15 protein-coding genes and 2 riboswitches are annotated in these 16,427 nt (G+C 63.6%); of the genes, 3 read left to right on the top strand and 12 right to left on the bottom strand.

The annotated features are described in order from the left end of the window. Window positions 1-12: 12 nt before the first annotated feature. Both gmd and ABL843_RS04100 read left to right on the top strand, forming a co-directional pair. Window positions 13-1,050 carry a GDP-mannose 4,6-dehydratase gene (gene gmd, locus ABL843_RS04105; protein ID WP_176667695.1) on the top strand — a complete coding sequence of 346 codons (1,038 nt, stop codon included), beginning with the start codon at window positions 13-15 and terminating at the stop codon, window positions 1,048-1,050. Beyond that, the gene (locus tag ABL843_RS04100; RefSeq protein WP_418119071.1) at window positions 1,047-1,919 is read left to right on the top strand and encodes a GDP-mannose 4,6-dehydratase; all 873 of its coding nucleotides are present in this window, start codon (window positions 1,047-1,049) and stop codon (window positions 1,917-1,919) included. Before gmd ends, ABL843_RS04100 begins: the two co-directional genes overlap by 4 nt. Before the next feature lie 30 nt (window positions 1,920-1,949). Here ABL843_RS04100 and ABL843_RS04095 read toward each other — a convergent pair whose 3' ends face one another. The 10 genes from ABL843_RS04095 to rfbB are packed head-to-tail and all read right to left on the bottom strand — an operon-like array spanning window position 1,950 to window position 11,759. After that, entirely contained in the window at window positions 1,950-4,160 is a 2,211-nt protein-coding gene (locus ABL843_RS04095) for a hypothetical protein (protein WP_418119070.1), read from the bottom strand. 39 nt (window positions 4,161-4,199) lie between these two features. Next, the gene (locus ABL843_RS04090) at window positions 4,200-4,592 is read right to left on the bottom strand and encodes a GtrA family protein (protein WP_418119069.1); all 393 of its coding nucleotides are present in this window, start codon (window positions 4,590-4,592) and stop codon (window positions 4,200-4,202) included. Then, window positions 4,589-5,362 (bottom strand): glucose-1-phosphate cytidylyltransferase, encoded by a 774-nt coding sequence (gene rfbF / locus ABL843_RS04085; protein WP_418119068.1) that lies wholly within the window; start codon window positions 5,360-5,362, stop codon window positions 4,589-4,591. The genes ABL843_RS04090 and rfbF overlap by 4 nt, the downstream gene beginning before the upstream one ends. A gap of 14 nt (window positions 5,363-5,376) precedes the next feature. Beyond that, window positions 5,377-6,318: a glycosyltransferase family 2 protein gene (locus ABL843_RS04080; protein ID WP_418119067.1), complete on the bottom strand. Its 942-nt coding sequence runs from the start codon at window positions 6,316-6,318 to the stop codon at window positions 5,377-5,379. Window positions 6,319-6,353: 35 nt separating this feature from the next. Then, a complete protein-coding gene (locus ABL843_RS04075; protein ID WP_418120434.1) occupies window positions 6,354-7,184 on the bottom strand; it encodes an NAD-dependent epimerase/dehydratase family protein in 831 nt (276 codons plus the stop codon). Further along, complete coding sequence (rfbG, locus tag ABL843_RS04070; RefSeq protein ID WP_418119066.1) at window positions 7,184-8,278, bottom strand: CDP-glucose 4,6-dehydratase; 1,095 nt, start codon at window positions 8,276-8,278, stop codon at window positions 7,184-7,186. The genes ABL843_RS04075 and rfbG overlap by 1 nt, the downstream gene beginning before the upstream one ends. Window positions 8,279-8,327: 49 nt before the next feature. Then, entirely contained in the window at window positions 8,328-8,879 is a 552-nt protein-coding gene (gene rfbC / locus ABL843_RS04065) for a dTDP-4-dehydrorhamnose 3,5-epimerase (RefSeq protein ID WP_418119065.1), read from the bottom strand. After that, window positions 8,876-9,772, bottom strand: a complete 897-nt coding sequence (rfbA, locus tag ABL843_RS04060) for a glucose-1-phosphate thymidylyltransferase RfbA (protein ID WP_418119064.1) — start codon at window positions 9,770-9,772, stop codon at window positions 8,876-8,878. The genes rfbC and rfbA overlap by 4 nt, the downstream gene beginning before the upstream one ends. Before the next feature lie 23 nt (window positions 9,773-9,795). Further along, window positions 9,796-10,686 carry a dTDP-4-dehydrorhamnose reductase gene (gene rfbD, locus ABL843_RS04055; RefSeq protein ID WP_418119063.1) on the bottom strand — a complete coding sequence of 297 codons (891 nt, stop codon included), beginning with the start codon at window positions 10,684-10,686 and terminating at the stop codon, window positions 9,796-9,798. Then, window positions 10,683-11,759, bottom strand: coding sequence for a dTDP-glucose 4,6-dehydratase (gene rfbB, locus ABL843_RS04050; RefSeq protein WP_418119062.1), 1,077 nt, complete (start codon window positions 11,757-11,759; stop codon window positions 10,683-10,685). The genes rfbD and rfbB overlap by 4 nt, the downstream gene beginning before the upstream one ends. 117 nt (window positions 11,760-11,876) lie before the next feature. Continuing rightward, a riboswitch (glycine riboswitch) is annotated at window positions 11,877-11,974 on the top strand. Between the two features lie 3 nt (window positions 11,975-11,977). After that, a riboswitch (glycine riboswitch) is annotated at window positions 11,978-12,083 on the top strand. Window positions 12,084-12,175: 92 nt separating this feature from the next. On the opposite strand from rfbB, the gene ABL843_RS04045 reads away from it, so the two are divergent. Then, entirely contained in the window at window positions 12,176-13,483 is a 1,308-nt protein-coding gene (locus ABL843_RS04045; protein ID WP_418119061.1) for a D-amino acid dehydrogenase, read from the top strand. Between the two features lie 19 nt (window positions 13,484-13,502). On the opposite strand, the gene ABL843_RS04040 is transcribed toward ABL843_RS04045, so the two are convergent. Both ABL843_RS04040 and ABL843_RS04035 read right to left on the bottom strand, forming a co-directional pair. Beyond that, window positions 13,503-14,909, bottom strand: coding sequence for an RtcB family protein (locus tag ABL843_RS04040; RefSeq protein ID WP_418119060.1), 1,407 nt, complete (start codon window positions 14,907-14,909; stop codon window positions 13,503-13,505). 209 nt (window positions 14,910-15,118) lie between these two features. Next, window positions 15,119-16,399, bottom strand: coding sequence for an FIST signal transduction protein (locus tag ABL843_RS04035; RefSeq protein ID WP_418119059.1), 1,281 nt, complete (start codon window positions 16,397-16,399; stop codon window positions 15,119-15,121). Between the last annotated feature and the right edge of the window lie 28 nt (window positions 16,400-16,427).

The following is a 16,427-nucleotide window of genomic DNA, read 5'->3' as shown; positions in this document are numbered from 1 at the left end:
GGAAGGATATTTATGAAGAAACGCGCTATCGTCACCGGCATCACGGGCCAGGACGGCGCCTATTTGGCTGAGTTGCTCCTGAGCAAAGGGTACGTTGTCTATGGGACGTACCGCCGAACCAGTTCCGTCAATTTCTGGCGCATCGAGGAACTCGGAATCCAAAAGAACCCCGATCTGCATCTGGTCGAATACGACCTGACCGACCTCGGCAGCTCCCTCACGCTCGTTCGCGATGCAGAGCCGGACGAAATCTACAACTTGGCGGCCCAGAGCTTTGTGGGCGTGAGTTTCAACCAGCCAGCGGCAACTGCCCAGATCACCGGCATCGGCGCGCTGCACCTTCTGGAAGCCATCCGGCTCGTCAACCCGAAGATCCGTTTCTACCAAGCCTCGACTTCCGAAATGTTCGGCAAAGTCCAGGCGATCCCCCAAATCGAGGACACGCCGTTCTATCCACGCAGCCCATATGGTGTGGCAAAGCTTTACGCGCACTGGATGACGGTGAACTACCGCGAAAGCTACGGCATCTTCGGCAGCAGCGGCATCCTCTTCAACCATGAGAGCCCGCTACGAGGCCGCGAATTCGTCACTCGCAAAATCACCGATTCGGTGGCAAAGATCAAGCTCGGCCAGCTCGATGTCCTGGAGTTGGGCAATCTCGACGCAAAGCGGGACTGGGGCTTTGCCAAGGAGTATGTCGAAGGGATGTGGCGGATGCTGCAAGCCGACGAGCCCGACACTTTCGTTCTGGCGACCAACCGCACCGAGACTGTGCGCGATTTCGTGCGGATGGCCTTCAAGGGCGCAGGCATCGAGGTCGACTTCACGGGCTCGGCCGAGAATGAACTCGCGGTGGACACCGCGACCGGCAAGACCGTGATGCGGATCAACCCGAAGTTCTATCGTCCGGCCGAAGTGGAACTGCTCATTGGCAATCCCGCGCGCGCCAAGGCTAAGCTGGGCTGGGAACCGCACACCACGCTGGAGCAGCTGTGCCAAATGATGGTCGAGGCTGATCTGCGGCGAAATACTCAAGGCTTCTCGTTTTGAAGATCCTGTTGACGGGCGCGGACGGCTTTACCGGCCGCCCTTTTGCCAAGCAGGCCAATGCAGCAGGCCATGTGGTCGTCGCCTCGCGCGCCGATCTGACCGACGAAGCCGCCGTGCTCGATGAAGTCATGACCGTCGAGCCCGAGGCTGTGGTTCATCTCGCAGCAATAAGCTTTGTCGGCCATGCGGACGAACTGGCGTTCTATTCCGTGAACGTGCTCGGGACGACCAACCTGCTCGACGCACTGGTACAGCTACCGCGCCCGCCACGGCGCGTGCTGCTGGCGAGCAGTGCGAACATCTATGGGAATAGCGACCAGTCTCCATTGCAGGAAACTCAGCCGCCTGCGCCGGTCAACCACTATGCGATGAGCAAGCTGGCCATGGAGCACATGGCACGCACGTACATCGGTCGACTGAACCTGATCATCACGCGCCCGTTCAACTACACGGGCCCGGGCCAGGATCCCAATTTCGTGATCCCGAAGCTCGCCAAGCACTTTGCCGCGCGAGCACCGTCTGTGTCACTCGGCAATCTCGATGTCGAGCGGGAATTCAACGATATCCGGCTGGTATGCGCAGCCTACCTGCTGCTGCTTGCGCACGGGGAACCCGGCGAGGCGTACAACGTGTGCACCGGTCGGCCCTACACACTGCGCTACGTCATCGAGACGTTCGAGCAGCTGACTGGGCATCGGATGAAAGTCGAGGTGGATCCGCGCTTTGTCCGCCCTAACGAGGTCCATCGCCTGTGCGGCGACCCCGGCAAGCTCAATCGCGTCGCATCGGCTAACGGCATACCGCTGGAGGCCCCGTCCCTGCAGGAAACCCTGCAAAGCATGCTCGCCACGTACGAAGTACAGCGATGAGCTGTTTATGGGCAGCGACGCCCAGCCAGTTCAGCGGCTGGTTCTCGCGGCGCTCATGGGCGTGACCTCGAACCAGTCGAGCCGCCCCGCCAGACCGAAGTACTTGTCATCGGTTTCGGTCACGAAGCCGATGCGATTCGTGCCACTAATCAGTGCACCGGAGGGGACATCCGCTTCGAATCGGGCTGGGGATACCCATCGCATCGCTACCGGCTTGCCATTGATTCGCAGGCTCATGCGCTCACGCACGGCATCGCTGGCAAATTGATCGAACACTCCTTGAACACGATAGCCGCCCGCCGAAGGCGCCAATTCGAAGAGCACGTCCGCCGTCGAGTTCATCATCCATGCGGCCGCATACTGTTCCAAACCGTTTGGAACCGTCCACTCCGCTTCACGCCAGCCTGAGCCGCGCGTTGGCAGGTCGAGATTCCACCAGTCGCCGAAACTCCAGCGATAGCTGGCTCCAACAGCTTCATCGCGAAACATCGGAGCGAACCGATCTGAAGAACGCGCCGACAGCACCCCCCGATAGCGGCGGGCAACAACATCATCGCCCGTTTGCAGCTCCTGCTTGCGCTCAGACTGCTCCTGCGTCGAAGCAGCGGCCACGCCGTCTTCCCGAACAGAGACGACCACGGTGTCGTTCTTTGAAAAATGCTTGGGTGCTTCTACTGTCGAAGGCGGACTGCCGGGCCCACTCACGGAAGGCGCGTACTCGAAAGTCCATCCGGCATCATTCCTTATGCAACGCCCCTTGCGCCCGAATTGATCGGCACGCTCCCATTCCATGCTCGGCGATCGGCAAACCTCGACTTTTCCCAGTGACCGGCCATACAGATAGTTGAGCGCATTTCGCACCATGTCGCCATTCACGAAAAACCACGAATGGCCAATCTGGCTGCTTCCGTCGAGAACCAACACGGACTTGCCTGCCGGCACATCGGCGGCTTCGACGATGTCTCGCAACACGGCACGCTGTCGCTGCATCAACTCAGTGTAGTGATGAAACTGGAAAAGCTGGGCACCGAAGCCAAGCACGAGCAGCAAACACGCCGTGGCAACGGCTGGAATGCGTGCCCAATGCCACACCAGCATGAGCAGTCCTGTCCAGGCCATCGCCGCACCGGGAGTGGCCCACAGAAAAGTCCGCTGGCTCACGATGATGTGATACGGCGAAGTGAGAAAGGGCGCATAGCCTGCAAGCATCAGCACGAGACCAGCCAACACCAGCCGCAAAGGCACCCGCCAGGATGAGAAATCATCGTCTCCCATCACCGAACTTCTGCCCCGCCCCATGGTAACGGCAACAAGTGCAACGGCAGCAATCGCGGCAGCAGCACATCCCAGGTACAGATAACTCGTGTACTCAGTGGCAACCATGTGCCACGCATCGACCCAGCCCCCCACGAGGGCGCGCAGGCCGCCGATCGTGAACAGCTTTGGCAGCGCCGCAATCGCTGTGGCCAACGGTCCATTACCCCCGCCAGTCACCTGGGCCTGATAGCTGGCGACCTTGTGCGAGGCCCAGGCAGCATATGCCAGATACAGGCAGACGCTGGCGATCCAGATCGCAGCCAGTCCCAGTTCACGCCTGCGAAAGTGCAGAAACCTGTTCAATCCGTAACGCGCGAACGGCACGGCCAGGGGCAATGCAATCAGCACCAGTCCGGCCTCATAGATGCCAAGGCTCACAAGATAGAGGAACGCCGCGGCAAGGGCTGCGACGACGGCGCGGAACAAGCCGCGCGTCTCGAAAGCGACCACAAGCAAAGTGCTCCCTGTAAGCATCAGCGCGATCGCGATGTTGATGTGGATGCTGCGCAGCGACATCTGCATCGTGTCGGCGGGGTACAGGATCAGCAACGCCGCAGCCACGACACCCCAGCCGCGTGAACCCGTGGCTCGGCTTACCAGATAGCTCATTGCACCGCCCTTTGCCAGAAGCGATGCGATCGTCAGCCAATGCCAGACATCGAACGAGTCACGGTCGGCAAGATAGGAGAGCGCAAAGCTCAACGGCATGAGCGGCCGGATGGCGTGCGCAGGCAGTGGGCCATCGAGATGCACCATGAGAAACGGGCCATGTTCCGTGAACAGGCCGAGCAGATCCCACTCTTCAACCAGCCCTCCCATGGAGAACCCAAAGGGAAGCCACAACGCAAGCACAATGGCAAGCGACGGCAGCAGCAAGACACATGCGCGATTGAAGAACGAATATCTGTTTTTCTCTACTATCATCCGATGGGATCTTTGCTCTCTTTAGCTTCGGGGCAACCCTCAACGGCCAGCTGCCCGCGAATGCGATTCGGCGAAAACGTAGTACTTGCTCAACAGGTAGAAGAGCCCGGTGTAGACCGCCCCTGCCACCAGTTGCGCCCACCCCTTGTGCATGCCCACGTGGTCGATCAAAAGCATCAGTGCTCCAATGTTGGCCAGATAGGCCACCATGAAGATCGACAGGAAACGGACGATCTCCCGCTTCTTGCCCGCAACGCTGCGGAACGTGAACGTCCTGTTGAGGGTATAGGAAACCACCAGACCGCAGGCATAGCCAACGACGTTGCTGGCTACCGGGCTTAAGCCTGCCAGATACATGCAGGCGAAGATCACGGCGTACCCGACCGCGGTGTTCAGTACACCGACGGCCGCGAATCGAAGGAGTTGCTTCACTCCCAGGTGCGCCAGGGCGCCTTGCCGCTGTGCCAGAGGGCTTCGAGTTCGCGCTTGTCGCGCAGCGTATCGCAAGGTTGCCAGAATCCGTGATGCTGGAAACCGGCCAGTTCACCATCGCGAGCGATGTTCATGAGCGGAGCACGCTCCCACGAAGTGGTGTCGTCGGCAACGTAATCAATGGCCTTGGGTTCCAAGACGAAGAAGCCGCCATTGATCCAGCCGATTTCATCGCTGGGCTTTTCCTCGAAGCTCGACACCTTTTGATCGGCGTCGATGTTCAGGACACCAAAGCGCCCGGGAGGTTGCACCGCCAGCACCGTCGCGAGCTTGCCATGGCGTTTGTGGAACTCGACCTCTGCGCCGATGTCAACATCGGAGAGTCCGTCGCCATAAGTCAAGCAGAAGGTCTCGTTGTCGAGGTACTTCGCAACCCGCTTGAGGCGACCGCCGGTCATCGTTTCCGCACCGGTATCGACGAGCGTGATGCGCCAGTCTTCGGCCTGGCTGTTGAGGATCTGGTGATCGCCGTTGCGCAGGTCAATGCTCATGTCCGACATGTGCCGGTAGTAGTTGAAGAAGAACTCCTTGATCACATAGCCTTTGTAGCCAAGGCACACCACGAAATCCTTGATGCCGTGGTGCGCATAGATCTTCATGATGTGCCAAAGCAGCGGCCGCCCGCCAATTTCGACCATCGGCTTCGGCTTGGTGTCGGATTCTTCTGCAATGCGAGTGCCGAGACCGCCCGCGAGGATGACTGCTTTCATATGGGTATCTGTTCTTAAAGCTTGAGATCGTTGGGTTGCATGTTAAGGCTGCGCTCGACGATGGCGATCGGGTCCGCGCGGAGGATGCGATAGATCCGCAGGATGTACTCGCCGATGATCCCGAGCAGGAACGCGTTGAGTCCGATGCCAAAAAGGACCAGCAACTGGATGCTGACGAATCCGCGGGGAAGGTCTGGTTGCAGCAACCTCAGGGCAATGTAATACACCGATGCCGCAAGGCATCCGAGAAGGATGACGACGCCCAGGAAGGACGCCATCCGAAGCGGCACCGTCGAATGATTGAAGACGGCCGTCAACCCCAGGCGCATCAAGCGCATGACGTTGAACTTGCTCTCACCGACAGTGCGCGCATCGCGATCGTACGCAATGCCGGTCTGGTTGAAGCCCATGCCGGCGATCATCCCGCGAAGGTAGGGATTGCTGGTGCGCGATTTCGCTATGGCCTCGATCACCGCGCGATCGACCAGGCGGAAGTCCCCTGCATCGCGAGGAATTGGATGCTCGCTGACCCTGTCGATGACCCAGTAGCCGCATTTGCGGATCAGGTTCATCAGCATGCCCTCGCGCCGCTTGCGCCGGATGCCATAGATCACATGGAACCCCTGCTGCCAGAGTGCGAAGAACTCCTCCAGCATCTCAGGGGGATCCTGCAGGTCGGCGTCGATCTGCATGACAGCATCGCCACGCGCGTGCAGGTAGTTGGCGAGGATCGAACTCTGGAATCCGAAATTGCGCGAAAACCTCAATGCCCGTACGCGACTGTCCTTTTCAGCCAGTTTCGCAAGCATTGGCCAGGTGTCGTCTTCCGAGTGGTTGTCGGTGAAGACGAACTCGAGGTCGCATCGGTCGGCCATGCGCTCCCCGAGAACGACCAATCGGGCGTACAAAGCCTCGAGGTTGCCCGCCTCGTTGAGGACCGGAATGGCAATGGACACGAGAGGTCTCGTTGCGGACAAATGATTACCTCCGTTCATGCTTGCTTCTTCTGCAATTCTGATAGTTGGGCCTGAACATAGGCTGCCACGCCCTGCAATGCCGGCCGGAAATCGACCTGTTCGAGCAATCGCGGCCTCGGCAGGATCGTGGCGTAGTTGTCATCGGGTGGCTCGGGGCGTGCTCCGATGCGTAACAGATCCGGCCGGCCCACGGCATCGAATACATGAGTGGCCAGCTCGGCCAGCGTAACCGGCGCGCCATGGCTCAACGGCACCACGCCCGTCACACCCGCATCGAGCAAGGCATTCAAGGCAGCCGCCTCGTCTTCGACATGATGGTACTCGCGCAATTGCCGGCCCGGCGACATCTCGAAAGGGTGATCGTGACGCAATGCATCAAAGAGTTGCCCCAGAAACATGAATGGTGCAGGCGCCCCGCCGCCATAGAGCGTATGGATTTGCAGATGCAGCACGTCGTCACCGGCTGTCGCGCGCTCTTGCGCAAACAATCCCAGTTCTGCCTTGCTTGCGATGTACGGGTTCGGATGCCGAGTCAATCGCTCCATCACGGTGCCGCATGTCACGACACGCATGCCCGCCCTGCATGCGCCCTCGATGATCCGCTTGGGCAGATCGACGTTAACCTGGCGATGCTCGGTTGCGGACAGCGCCGGGTCCAGCAGTCCCGCGGAGACCAGCACCACCGACTTCGACGGAACCGCACTGAAGAACCGCTCCACCAGATCGGCGGCCCCAGGCCGCCACCAGCCTTCATAGACAGTGCGATCCAGCAACGTGGACTCACCAGACGGCCGGGACGCGCAGACCGCCTGCCCCAGGCGTCCTCGCCCACCGACGAGATACATCATTCGCGAATGTCCCCGCGCCAGGCATCGATCTGAGCGAGAGTGATGTCTTTCGCGGCGTGTGGTGCTTCGTAGTACTTGCGGTACCAGGCGGCCGTCTCCCGCACCACGCGATGCGTGTCCCATGCCGGCACCCAGCCAAGGAGGTTATGGGCAAGCGAACTATCGAGCGCCAACGCACCGGCTTCGGGAAGCGGGTTGTCCATGAACTCGAGCGGCGGACGCTGCCACTCATCGCTCATCAACTCCAGGACTTCGCGTACCGAATACTGCTTCGGATCGTGCGGCCCGAGGTTCCAGGCCCGCGCGACGTCCTGTGGATTCGGGCCGATCAGCTTGGACATCAACAGCAGATAGCCATGGACAAGCGCCAATACGTGCTGCCATGGCCTCGTGGCCTGCGGGTAGCGCAGCGTGAGCGGCGTCGCGCTCACGACGCTGCGAACGAAATCGGGAATGAGCCGATCCTCGGACCAGTCGCCACCGCCGACTATGTTGCCGCCACGCGCCGTGGCGATCGCAGGCCCCTTGCCCTCGGCGAAGGGGTAGGACGCGGCATAGCTCTGGATCACCATCTCGGCGGAAGCCTTCGAAGCGCTATAGGGGTCCTTGCCTCCCAGCGGGTCGTTCTCCCGATAGGGCCACGGCCACTCGTTGTTGCGATAAACCTTGTCCGTGGTCACGCAGACCACGCCACGCACACCGCCCGTGACACGGGCCGCTTCAAGCACATGCGCTGTGCCCTGAGCGTTGACCAGGAACGTCCTCAGCGGCTCGCGATACGAACGACGCACCAGCGGTTGCGCGGCGAGGTGAAGGACCAGCTCGGGTTTGAAAGCCTGCATCGCGGCGAGGAGCCGTTCGTAGTCGACGATGTCGCCCAGCGTACCCGGCACATCTTTCTCAAGCCCGGCTGCGGCAAACAGCGAGGGCGTTGTCTCCGGCGGCAGCGAATAGCCTTCGACGATAGCCCCGATCGACTGCAGCCACAGGCAGGCCCATCCACCCGTGAAACCGGTGTGGCCCGTCACAAAAACCCGGCGGCCACGTAAATCTTTCTCAAATTCCGCCATATCAGTCATTTTTTTGTTCATTCCCCATCAACAAGCTCATTCAATCAGCATGCAACGCGCGGCAAGGACATCAGTTCTCGAAAAGCTCCGCCTGGTCTATCGAATGCCCCGCCAGATCCTTCGCGGAGAGGATCGGTGCAATCCCGATATCGGGCCACCGGATACCTATGGTCTTGTCGTCCCATCGGATGGCCCGTTCGTGCGCGGGCGCGTAGTAGTCAGTAGTCTTGTAGAGGAAATCCGCTGATTCGCTAAGTACCAGGAAACCGTGCGCAAAACCTTCGGGCACCCACAATTGCTTGTGGTTGTCTTCCGTGAGTTCGACGCCCACCCACTGGCCGAAAGTCGATGAGGAGCGGCGAATGTCCACGGCCACGTCGAACACGGCGCCACGCGCTACGCGCACCAGCTTGCCCTGTGTTTGCGCCAGCTGATAGTGCAATCCGCGCAAGACACCCTTGGCCGAACGCGAGTGATTGTCCTGGACGAACTCGACATGCCGACCCACAGCCTCGTCGAAGGCCTTGCCGTTGAAACTCTCGTAGAAGAAACCTCGTGCATCGCCGAAAACCTTCGGCTCGATGACCAGCACATCAGGAATCGCGGTCGGTATCGCCTTCACGAACGGACCTCCTCACCGAGTAGATGCTTCAGGTACTTTCCGTACCCACTCTTGGCCAACGGTGCCGCAAGCTTCTCGAGCTGTTCGCCCGTGATGAACCCATTGCGCCACGCGATCTCTTCCGGACACGCAATCTTCAACCCCTGCCGATGCTCCAGCGTCGCAATGAACTGCCCCGCTTCCAGCAGGCTGTCGTGCGTCCCGGTATCGAGCCAAGCGTAACCGCGCTGCATGATCTGCACATTGAGCTGATCGCGGTCCAGGTACGCCTGGTTGACGGCGGTGATCTCGAGCTCGCCGCGCGCGCTCGGCTTCACCGCCTTCGCGATGTCCACCACCTGGTTGTCATAGAAGTACAGACCGGTGACCGCATAGCTGCTCTTGGGCTTCAGCGGCTTCTCTTCGATGCTGCTCGCCTTGCCATTGCCGTCGAACGCAACGACGCCGTAGCGCTCCGGATCCTGGACGTGATAGGCGAACACGGTGGCACCGGAAGTCTTCGCATCCGCATCGGCCAGCAGGTGCACGAAGTCGTGCCCGTAATAGATGTTGTCGCCCAGCACCAGCGCACTCGGCGAGTTCCCGACGAACTCGTCGCCGATGATGAAGGCTTGCGCGAGCCCGTCCGGGCTCGGCTGCACTGCGTACTGCAGGTTGATACCCCACTGGCTGCCATCCCCTAGCAGTTGCTGGAAGCGCGGTGTGTCCTGCGGCGTGCTGATGATCAGGATGTCGCGCATGCCGCCGAGCATCAAGGTGGTGAGCGGGTAGTAGATCATCGGCTTGTCGTACACGGGCAGGAGTTGCTTGCTCATCGCCAGCGTGGCCGGATGCAGGCGCGTGCCCGAACCACCGGCCAGGATGATGCCCTTGCGTTGCGTCGTCTTGGTCATGCTCTTTCTTCTCGTGGGATTCTTCAAAGGATCTCGCGCAGCATGCGCGCGACGCCTTCCTGCCATGGGGGCAGGCGCAGGCCGAACGTGGTCTGCAGCTTGCTGGTATCGAGGCGCGAGTTGTGCGGGCGCTTCGCGGGCGTCGGGAATGCGCTGGTCGGCACGGGCTCGACGGCGTCGGGCCCGGCCTTGAGTTCGACGCCGGCCTGCTGCGCCATTTCGAGCACGAAGCGCGCGTAGCCGTACCACGTCGTTTCGCCGCCGGCGATCGCGTGATAGAGGCCGACCTTGGAGGGCTCCTGCAGCGTCGCGCGGATAGCGTGCGCCGTGACGTCGGCCAATAGCTCCGCGCCGGTGGGCGCACCGAACTGGTCGTCGATGACAGTCAGCTTGTCGCGCTCCTTCGCCAAGCGCAGCATGGTCTTGGCGAAGTTGCCGCCGCGCGCGGCGTACACCCAGCTGGTGCGGAAGATCAGGTGCCTGGCGCAGTGCCGGGCCACCAGTTGTTCGCCTTCGAGCTTGGTGCTGCCGTACACGCTGAGGGGGCCGGTCGCATCGCCTTCCTTCCACGGCATGGTGCCGCTGCCATCGAAGACGTAGTCGGTCGAGTAGTGGACCATCAGCGCGCCGATCTTCTGGGCCGCCTCGGCCACCACGCCGGGCGACGTGGCGTTGAGCTTGCGCGCTAACTCGGGTTCGCTCTCGGCCTTGTCGACGGCGGTGTGTGCCGCTGCATTGACGATCACGTCGGGGCGCACCTTGAGCACCGTGTCGGCGAGTTCCTCGGGCCGGCAGAAATCCGCATGGAAATCGGTGCTGTCGAAGTCGAGCGCGACCAGTTCACCGAGCGGCGCCAGGCTGCGCTGCAGTTCCCAGCCGACCTGGCCGCCCTTGCCCAGCAGCAGCAGCTTCATGCCACGGCCTTCGCGTTGTTGTCGTACTGCTTCTCGACCCATTCGCGGTACGCGCCGCTTTGCACGTTGCGCACCCATTCGCTGTTCGCGAGATACCACTCGACGGTCTTGCGGATGCCGGTGTCGAAGGTTTCGGCGGGCTTCCAGCCGAGTTCGCGCTCGAGCTTGCGCGCGTCGATGGCGTAGCGGCGGTCGTGGCCGGGACGGTCGGTGACGTAGGTGATCTGTTCCTTGTACGGCTTGCCGTCGGCGCGGGGGCGCAGTTCGTCGAGCAGGGCGCAGACTGTGTTGACGATCTCGATGTTGGGCTTCTCGTTCCAGCCGCCGACGTTGTAGGTCTCGCCGAGCTTGCCGGCTTCGAGAACGCGGCGGATGGCGCTGCAGTGGTCCTTCACGTAGAGCCAGTCGCGCACCTGCATGCCGTCGCCGTACACGGGCAGGTTCTTGCCGGCCAGCGCGTTGACGATCATCAGCGGGATCAGCTTCTCGGGGAAATGGAACGGGCCGTAGTTGTTCGAGCAGTTGGTGGTGAGCACCGGCAGGCCGTAGGTGTGGTGCCAGGCGCGCACGAGGTGGTCGCTGGCGGCCTTGCTGGCCGAATAGGGGCTGTTGGGCTCGTACTTGTTCTCTTCGGTGAAGGCCGGGTCGGTCTTGGAGAGCGAACCGTAGACCTCGTCGGTCGAGACGTGCAGGAAGCGGAAGGCCGACTTCTGCTCGGCCGGCAGTGCGCCCCAGAAGCCGCGCACCGATTCAAGCAGGCGGAAGGTGCCGAGCACGTTGGTCTGCACGAAGTCCTCGGGGCCGTGGATCGAGCGGTCCACATGCGACTCGGCGGCGAAGTTGACCACGGCGCGGGGCTTGTGCTCGGCGAGCAGGCGGTCGATCAGGGCGCTGTCGCCGATGTCGCCCTGCACGAAGATGTGCTTGGGGTTGCCCTTGAGAGACGCGAGGGTCTCGAGGTTGCCGGCGTAGGTCAGCTTGTCGAGATTAACGACGGGCTCGTCGCTGTTCGCGATCCAGTCGAGTACGAAGTTGGCGCCAATGAAGCCGGCGCCGCCGGTAACCAGGATCATGAAGTCCCCTGCAGTTATGTGGAACGATCGCCGTCCGGCAGATCAACAGGTGATTATCCCATTGGCCCAAGGGAGAGAATCCAGAGGTTGGCGCCCGAGCAGGCTCCGCCTACAATCGCCTCCACTGCAGGAGAGCGGGCCACCCGGTGGCCCTACCGAAGGCGCAAACTCCCATAAACGCTCAGGTCGGCCTCGCAAGGGCCTGTACTGCAACAACTGAAACGCCGTCTGGAGAGCCGCCACGCCATGTGGCGCACCGAAGGAGCAAACCCTCTGCGGGCGCAGCGGGTGAATCTCTCAGGTACCGAGGACAGGGGGAGCGGCAACTTGGACTGCGGTCGTCCGGTTGTTTTTGCTATTCATTCAATAGCAATCCACGCCCGCCGTTCAAGCGCTGCAACCTCAAGGTACTTGAAATGCGCGTGATCGTCCTCGGCGCCGGCCTGCTCGGCGTGACTTCGGCTTACTACCTCCAGCAACTCGGCCACGAAGTGACCGTGATCGACCGGCAGGCCACCCCGGCCGCCGAAACCAGCTTCGCCAACGGCGGGCAGATCTCCGTCAGCCATGCCGAACCCTGGGCCAACCCCAGCGCGCCGCTGAAGGTGCTGCAATGGCTGGGCAAGGAAGACGCCCCGCTGCTCTTCCGCATGCGCGCCGACATGCGTCAGTGGCTCTGGGGCCTGCAGTTCCTGCGCGAATGCACGCCGGCGCGCACCCGCCACAACATCGAACAGATCGTTCGTCTGGGCACATACAGCCGTTCGATGTTGCAACAGTTGCGCCGCGACACCGGCCTCAGCTACGACCAGCGCACCCAGGGCATCCTCCACTTCTACACGACGCAGAAGGAGTTCGACGGTGCTCTCGAGCCCGCCGAGCAGATGCGCACCCTGGGCTGCGAGCGCCGCGTCATCTCGGCCGACGAGGCCGTGAAGATCGAGCCCGCCCTCGCCCACATCCGCCCCAAGCTGGCCGGCGCCACCTACACGGCCGAGGACGAATCCGGCGACGCCAACCGCTTCGCGCGCGAACTCGTCGGGCTGGCCGCCGCCGCGGGCGTGAAGTTCCTGATGAGCCACACCGTCACCGCGCTGCGCGAGGCCGGCGGCAGCATCGACCACGTCGAGGCCACCGACAGCGAAGGCCGCTTCCAGCGCATCCGCGGCGACGCCTTCGTGCTAGCGATGGGCTCGCTGAGCCCGCTCTACGCCGCGCCCCTCGGCATCCGGCTGCCGATCTACCCGGCCAAGGGCTACTCGGTGACGCTGCCCGTCAGGGACGCCTCCAAGGCCCATCAGGTCTCGCTGACGGATGACGAATTCAAGCTCGTCTTCTCGCGCTACACCTCGGCTTCGGGCGACCGCTTGCGCATCGCCGGCACCGCCGAGCTCAACGGCTACGACCGCGACCTCAACCGCGTGCGCTGCGAGGCCATCGTGCGCCGCGTCGAAGAACTCTTCCCCGGCGCCGGCGACACCACCCAGGCCCAGTTCTGGACCGGCCTGCGCCCCGCCACGCCGAGCAATGTCCCGCTGATCGGCAAGACGAAGCTGCCGAACCTGTTCCTGAACACCGGCCACGGCACCCTGGGCTGGACGCACGCCTGCGGCTCGGGCAAGTCGATCGCGCGGATCGTGAGCGGGCTGGAGCCGGAGGTGGATTTCGCGTTCACGGGGATGCCTGCGCCCAAGCTGCGCGTTCCGCAGCCCGCCCTGAGCTGACGAGCCGGCAGGCCCCGGATCACGCCTTGAAGGTGATCCAGGGCCTGAGCCGCACCGCGCATCGAATCAGCCCGGCGCGCTCCTGTGCGTCGATCACCTCGCCGATCGGCTTGTAGGCCTGCGGAGCCTCCTCGATCCGGCGCTCCTCGCGCAAGGTCACGCATTGCCAGCTGGCCTGGGGGTCGGCGGGCGCTGGCCGCATCGCGCGCACCTGTTGCCGGCGCATCCGTCGGCCGGCACCGTGGCTGCACGACCAGAGCCAGTCCTCGTGCCCGAGCCCGGAGGCCAGATAAGAGTAGTCGCCCATCGAGCCCGGAATGAGCGCCAAGTCGCCCGCGTTCGCCGGCGTCGCTCCCTTGCGGTGGATGTTCATGCCGTGTTCCCGCAGCACGACGTTGTGCGGCACGTCCACCACCAGCTTCGACGACGCGGCGCCGAGCAGTTCGGCGAAATCCTTCCGCACCAGCTCGGCCAGCACGACCCGGTTGGCCCACGCGTAGCGCGCCGCCACGCCCATGGCCTCCAGGTATTCGTCGGCCAGCGGCCCCGCCAGACCATAGAGACCGCTCTTCGGATGGCGCAAGCCCTTGGGCCATTCGTCGCGGGCACGGTCCATCCAGCGGCCACCCACATGGAACCCGATGTCGCGCGAGCCGCTGTGGATCATCACGACCACATCTCCTGTCTTCAGGCCCGCACGGTAGGCCTCGTGGCGGTCCAGGACATGGTCGACCACCTGCAGCTCCACGAAATGGTTGCCGCTGCCCGGTGTGCCGAGGCAGGGGTCGCGGAACACCTCGTGGCGGCCGCCGGTGTAGGCCTCGGGTGCGTGCCGCGCACTGCCGCCGAAGTTTGCGAGGCCGATGCAGGCATCGAGCTCGGCCTGCATCCGGTCGCGGTCGCACGACGACCACAGCCCGCCGCTGCGCACCGCCTCCAGGAAGGCCGAGGGGCCCACGTCGAACAACGCCCTGAACGCCGCCGTGTGCACCGGCACGTCGCGGCCGTTGTCGAGCAGGCTGCGCGTGAGCCGCTCGACCAGCCGCGTCTTGTGCGGAGCCACCTGGTCGAGCGTGAGCCCGGTGGTCAGCAGCCGCATGCCGCAGTTGATGTCGGTGCCCACCGCCGCCGGAATGACGAAGTCGGGATCGGTCGCGACGACGCTGCCGACGGGCGCGACGGAGCCCGGGTGGAAGTCGGGCGTCGCGCAGGCCTTGCACACTCCCTTCCCACCGTTGGGCGAGCGCACGCTGGCGAATGCCAGCAACTGGTTCACCGCCTTCTCTTCCAGCGGAAGGCTGGGCGGCAGGAGCACCGTGGCCTGCGAGGCCTCATGGTGCAGGTGATAGACGCCGTCGCGGTAGTCGACGGCAATGCCGGCGCGCGAGAAGGCACGCTGGAGTCTCGAGAAACGAGGATCGCTCATGGCTGCTGTTCCATTCGGGAAACCATGTCGGTTTCCTGCCTCGTCGCACTTTGCGTGGCGAGGCGAAAAAGATCGGCCGCGCTCGCGGGAGACGCGATGCGCGGCTGGCTCTTTCTTGCAGCAGCAGAGATTCAAGAAAGCGGGCGGATTCTAGCGACGCATCCTCCCGCCGAAAACTCGCCCGTCGCTTTTTCGCGTCGGGCGCCGGGTCAGTCGGGCGCAGTGAAAACCGTCAACACTCCCGTATACCCATACAGATGGTGCCGCGCGATCTCCCCCGCGGCGAAGAAGCCCACCAGCGGCACATCGCCCAGCGCGTGGCGCACGATCTGCAGCTCCGCCCCCGGCGCGCCGAAGTGCGGGCCGCCGCGGCCGGAGCAGCTCACGTACACGGCCCCAGCGATGCGGCGCGCCGGATGCGGCGCGGCTTCGGCCTCACCTGCCGCCACGGCGCGCGCGGTGGCCAGCGTCTGTTCCTCGGGCTCCAGTTCCTCGCGGATCTCCGCGCAGATGCGCATCAGGTCGGCGCGCGCGGCCTGGGCGTTGCGGCGGCAGAAGGTCAGGCGCATGCCGGCCTCCGCGGTGTCGGCGATGGCGATGCCGCGCCGCGTGGGGTCGAGTCCGATGATGTGGCGCACGAGCACGTCGGCGCCCAGGTCGCCGGTGCGGCGGATGCCGTCGCTGCCCGCATCGGCCAAGCCGACCAGCGTGTTGCGCACCGCGTCGATGGCCTCCTGCGGACGTTCGAGCGACACCTGCAGGTCGGCCAGCAGCACGTCGAGGGCGGGCTCGCCGTCGAGCTTGAGCAGCAGGTTGCCGTCGGCCTCGGTGATCTCGCGTTCGCGCACCGCGCCCGAGCGCAGCGGCTGGCAGCCCTGGGTGACGCGCGACACCAGCCGCACGCCCTCGCCGAAGACCACGCCCGAGAGCCCGCCCGAGAACACGCCGCCGGCGGCACCGTGGCCGCGGATGTTGCCGTTGCCGCCGACCGCGAACTGCAGCGCGCCGCCGCGTCCCGACGAGAGTCCGCCGAACAGGTAGCCGGTGTCGGTGCGCCCGGCCATTTCCCCGATCAGCTCGGCCAGGTCGGGCGTGGCGGGGTCGGCGTGCACCAGCGCCGTGTGCGCCTCGAAGCCGCTCATTTCCGAATTGCCCAAAGGCGCGACGCCGGAGAACACGCGGTACTGGTCGCTCGGCAGGGCGCAGAGCATCAGCGTCATGCCGGGTTCGTCGAAGTACTCGGCGTTGTTGGCCGACACGCCGATGCCGACCGTGCCGGACCAGTCGGTCACCTCGGGCAGTTCGGCGCTCAGGTGATCGAGGATGTCCTGCGCGTCGTTCGCGTAGTGGTCGGTGATGTAGAGCAGCCCGAGCGTGGGCGCGGAGGCGTAGTCGGGCAGCGCCATCTGCGCCCGCAGCTGGGCGAGCACGAGGCCCGCCGCCATTCGCCATTGCGGATGGGTGGCATGGCCGGAGGGAAACAATTTCATGATGCGTGCCAACCCGTTCTGAAATAGA

The sequence above is a fragment of the Variovorax sp. 350MFTsu5.1 genome, from assembly GCF_048302515.1.
GTDB classification, from domain to species: domain Bacteria; phylum Pseudomonadota; class Gammaproteobacteria; order Burkholderiales; family Burkholderiaceae_C; genus Variovorax; species Variovorax guangxiensis.
Note: the sequence above shows the minus strand (reverse complement) of the source record. Positions and strands in the feature narration are given on the sequence as shown.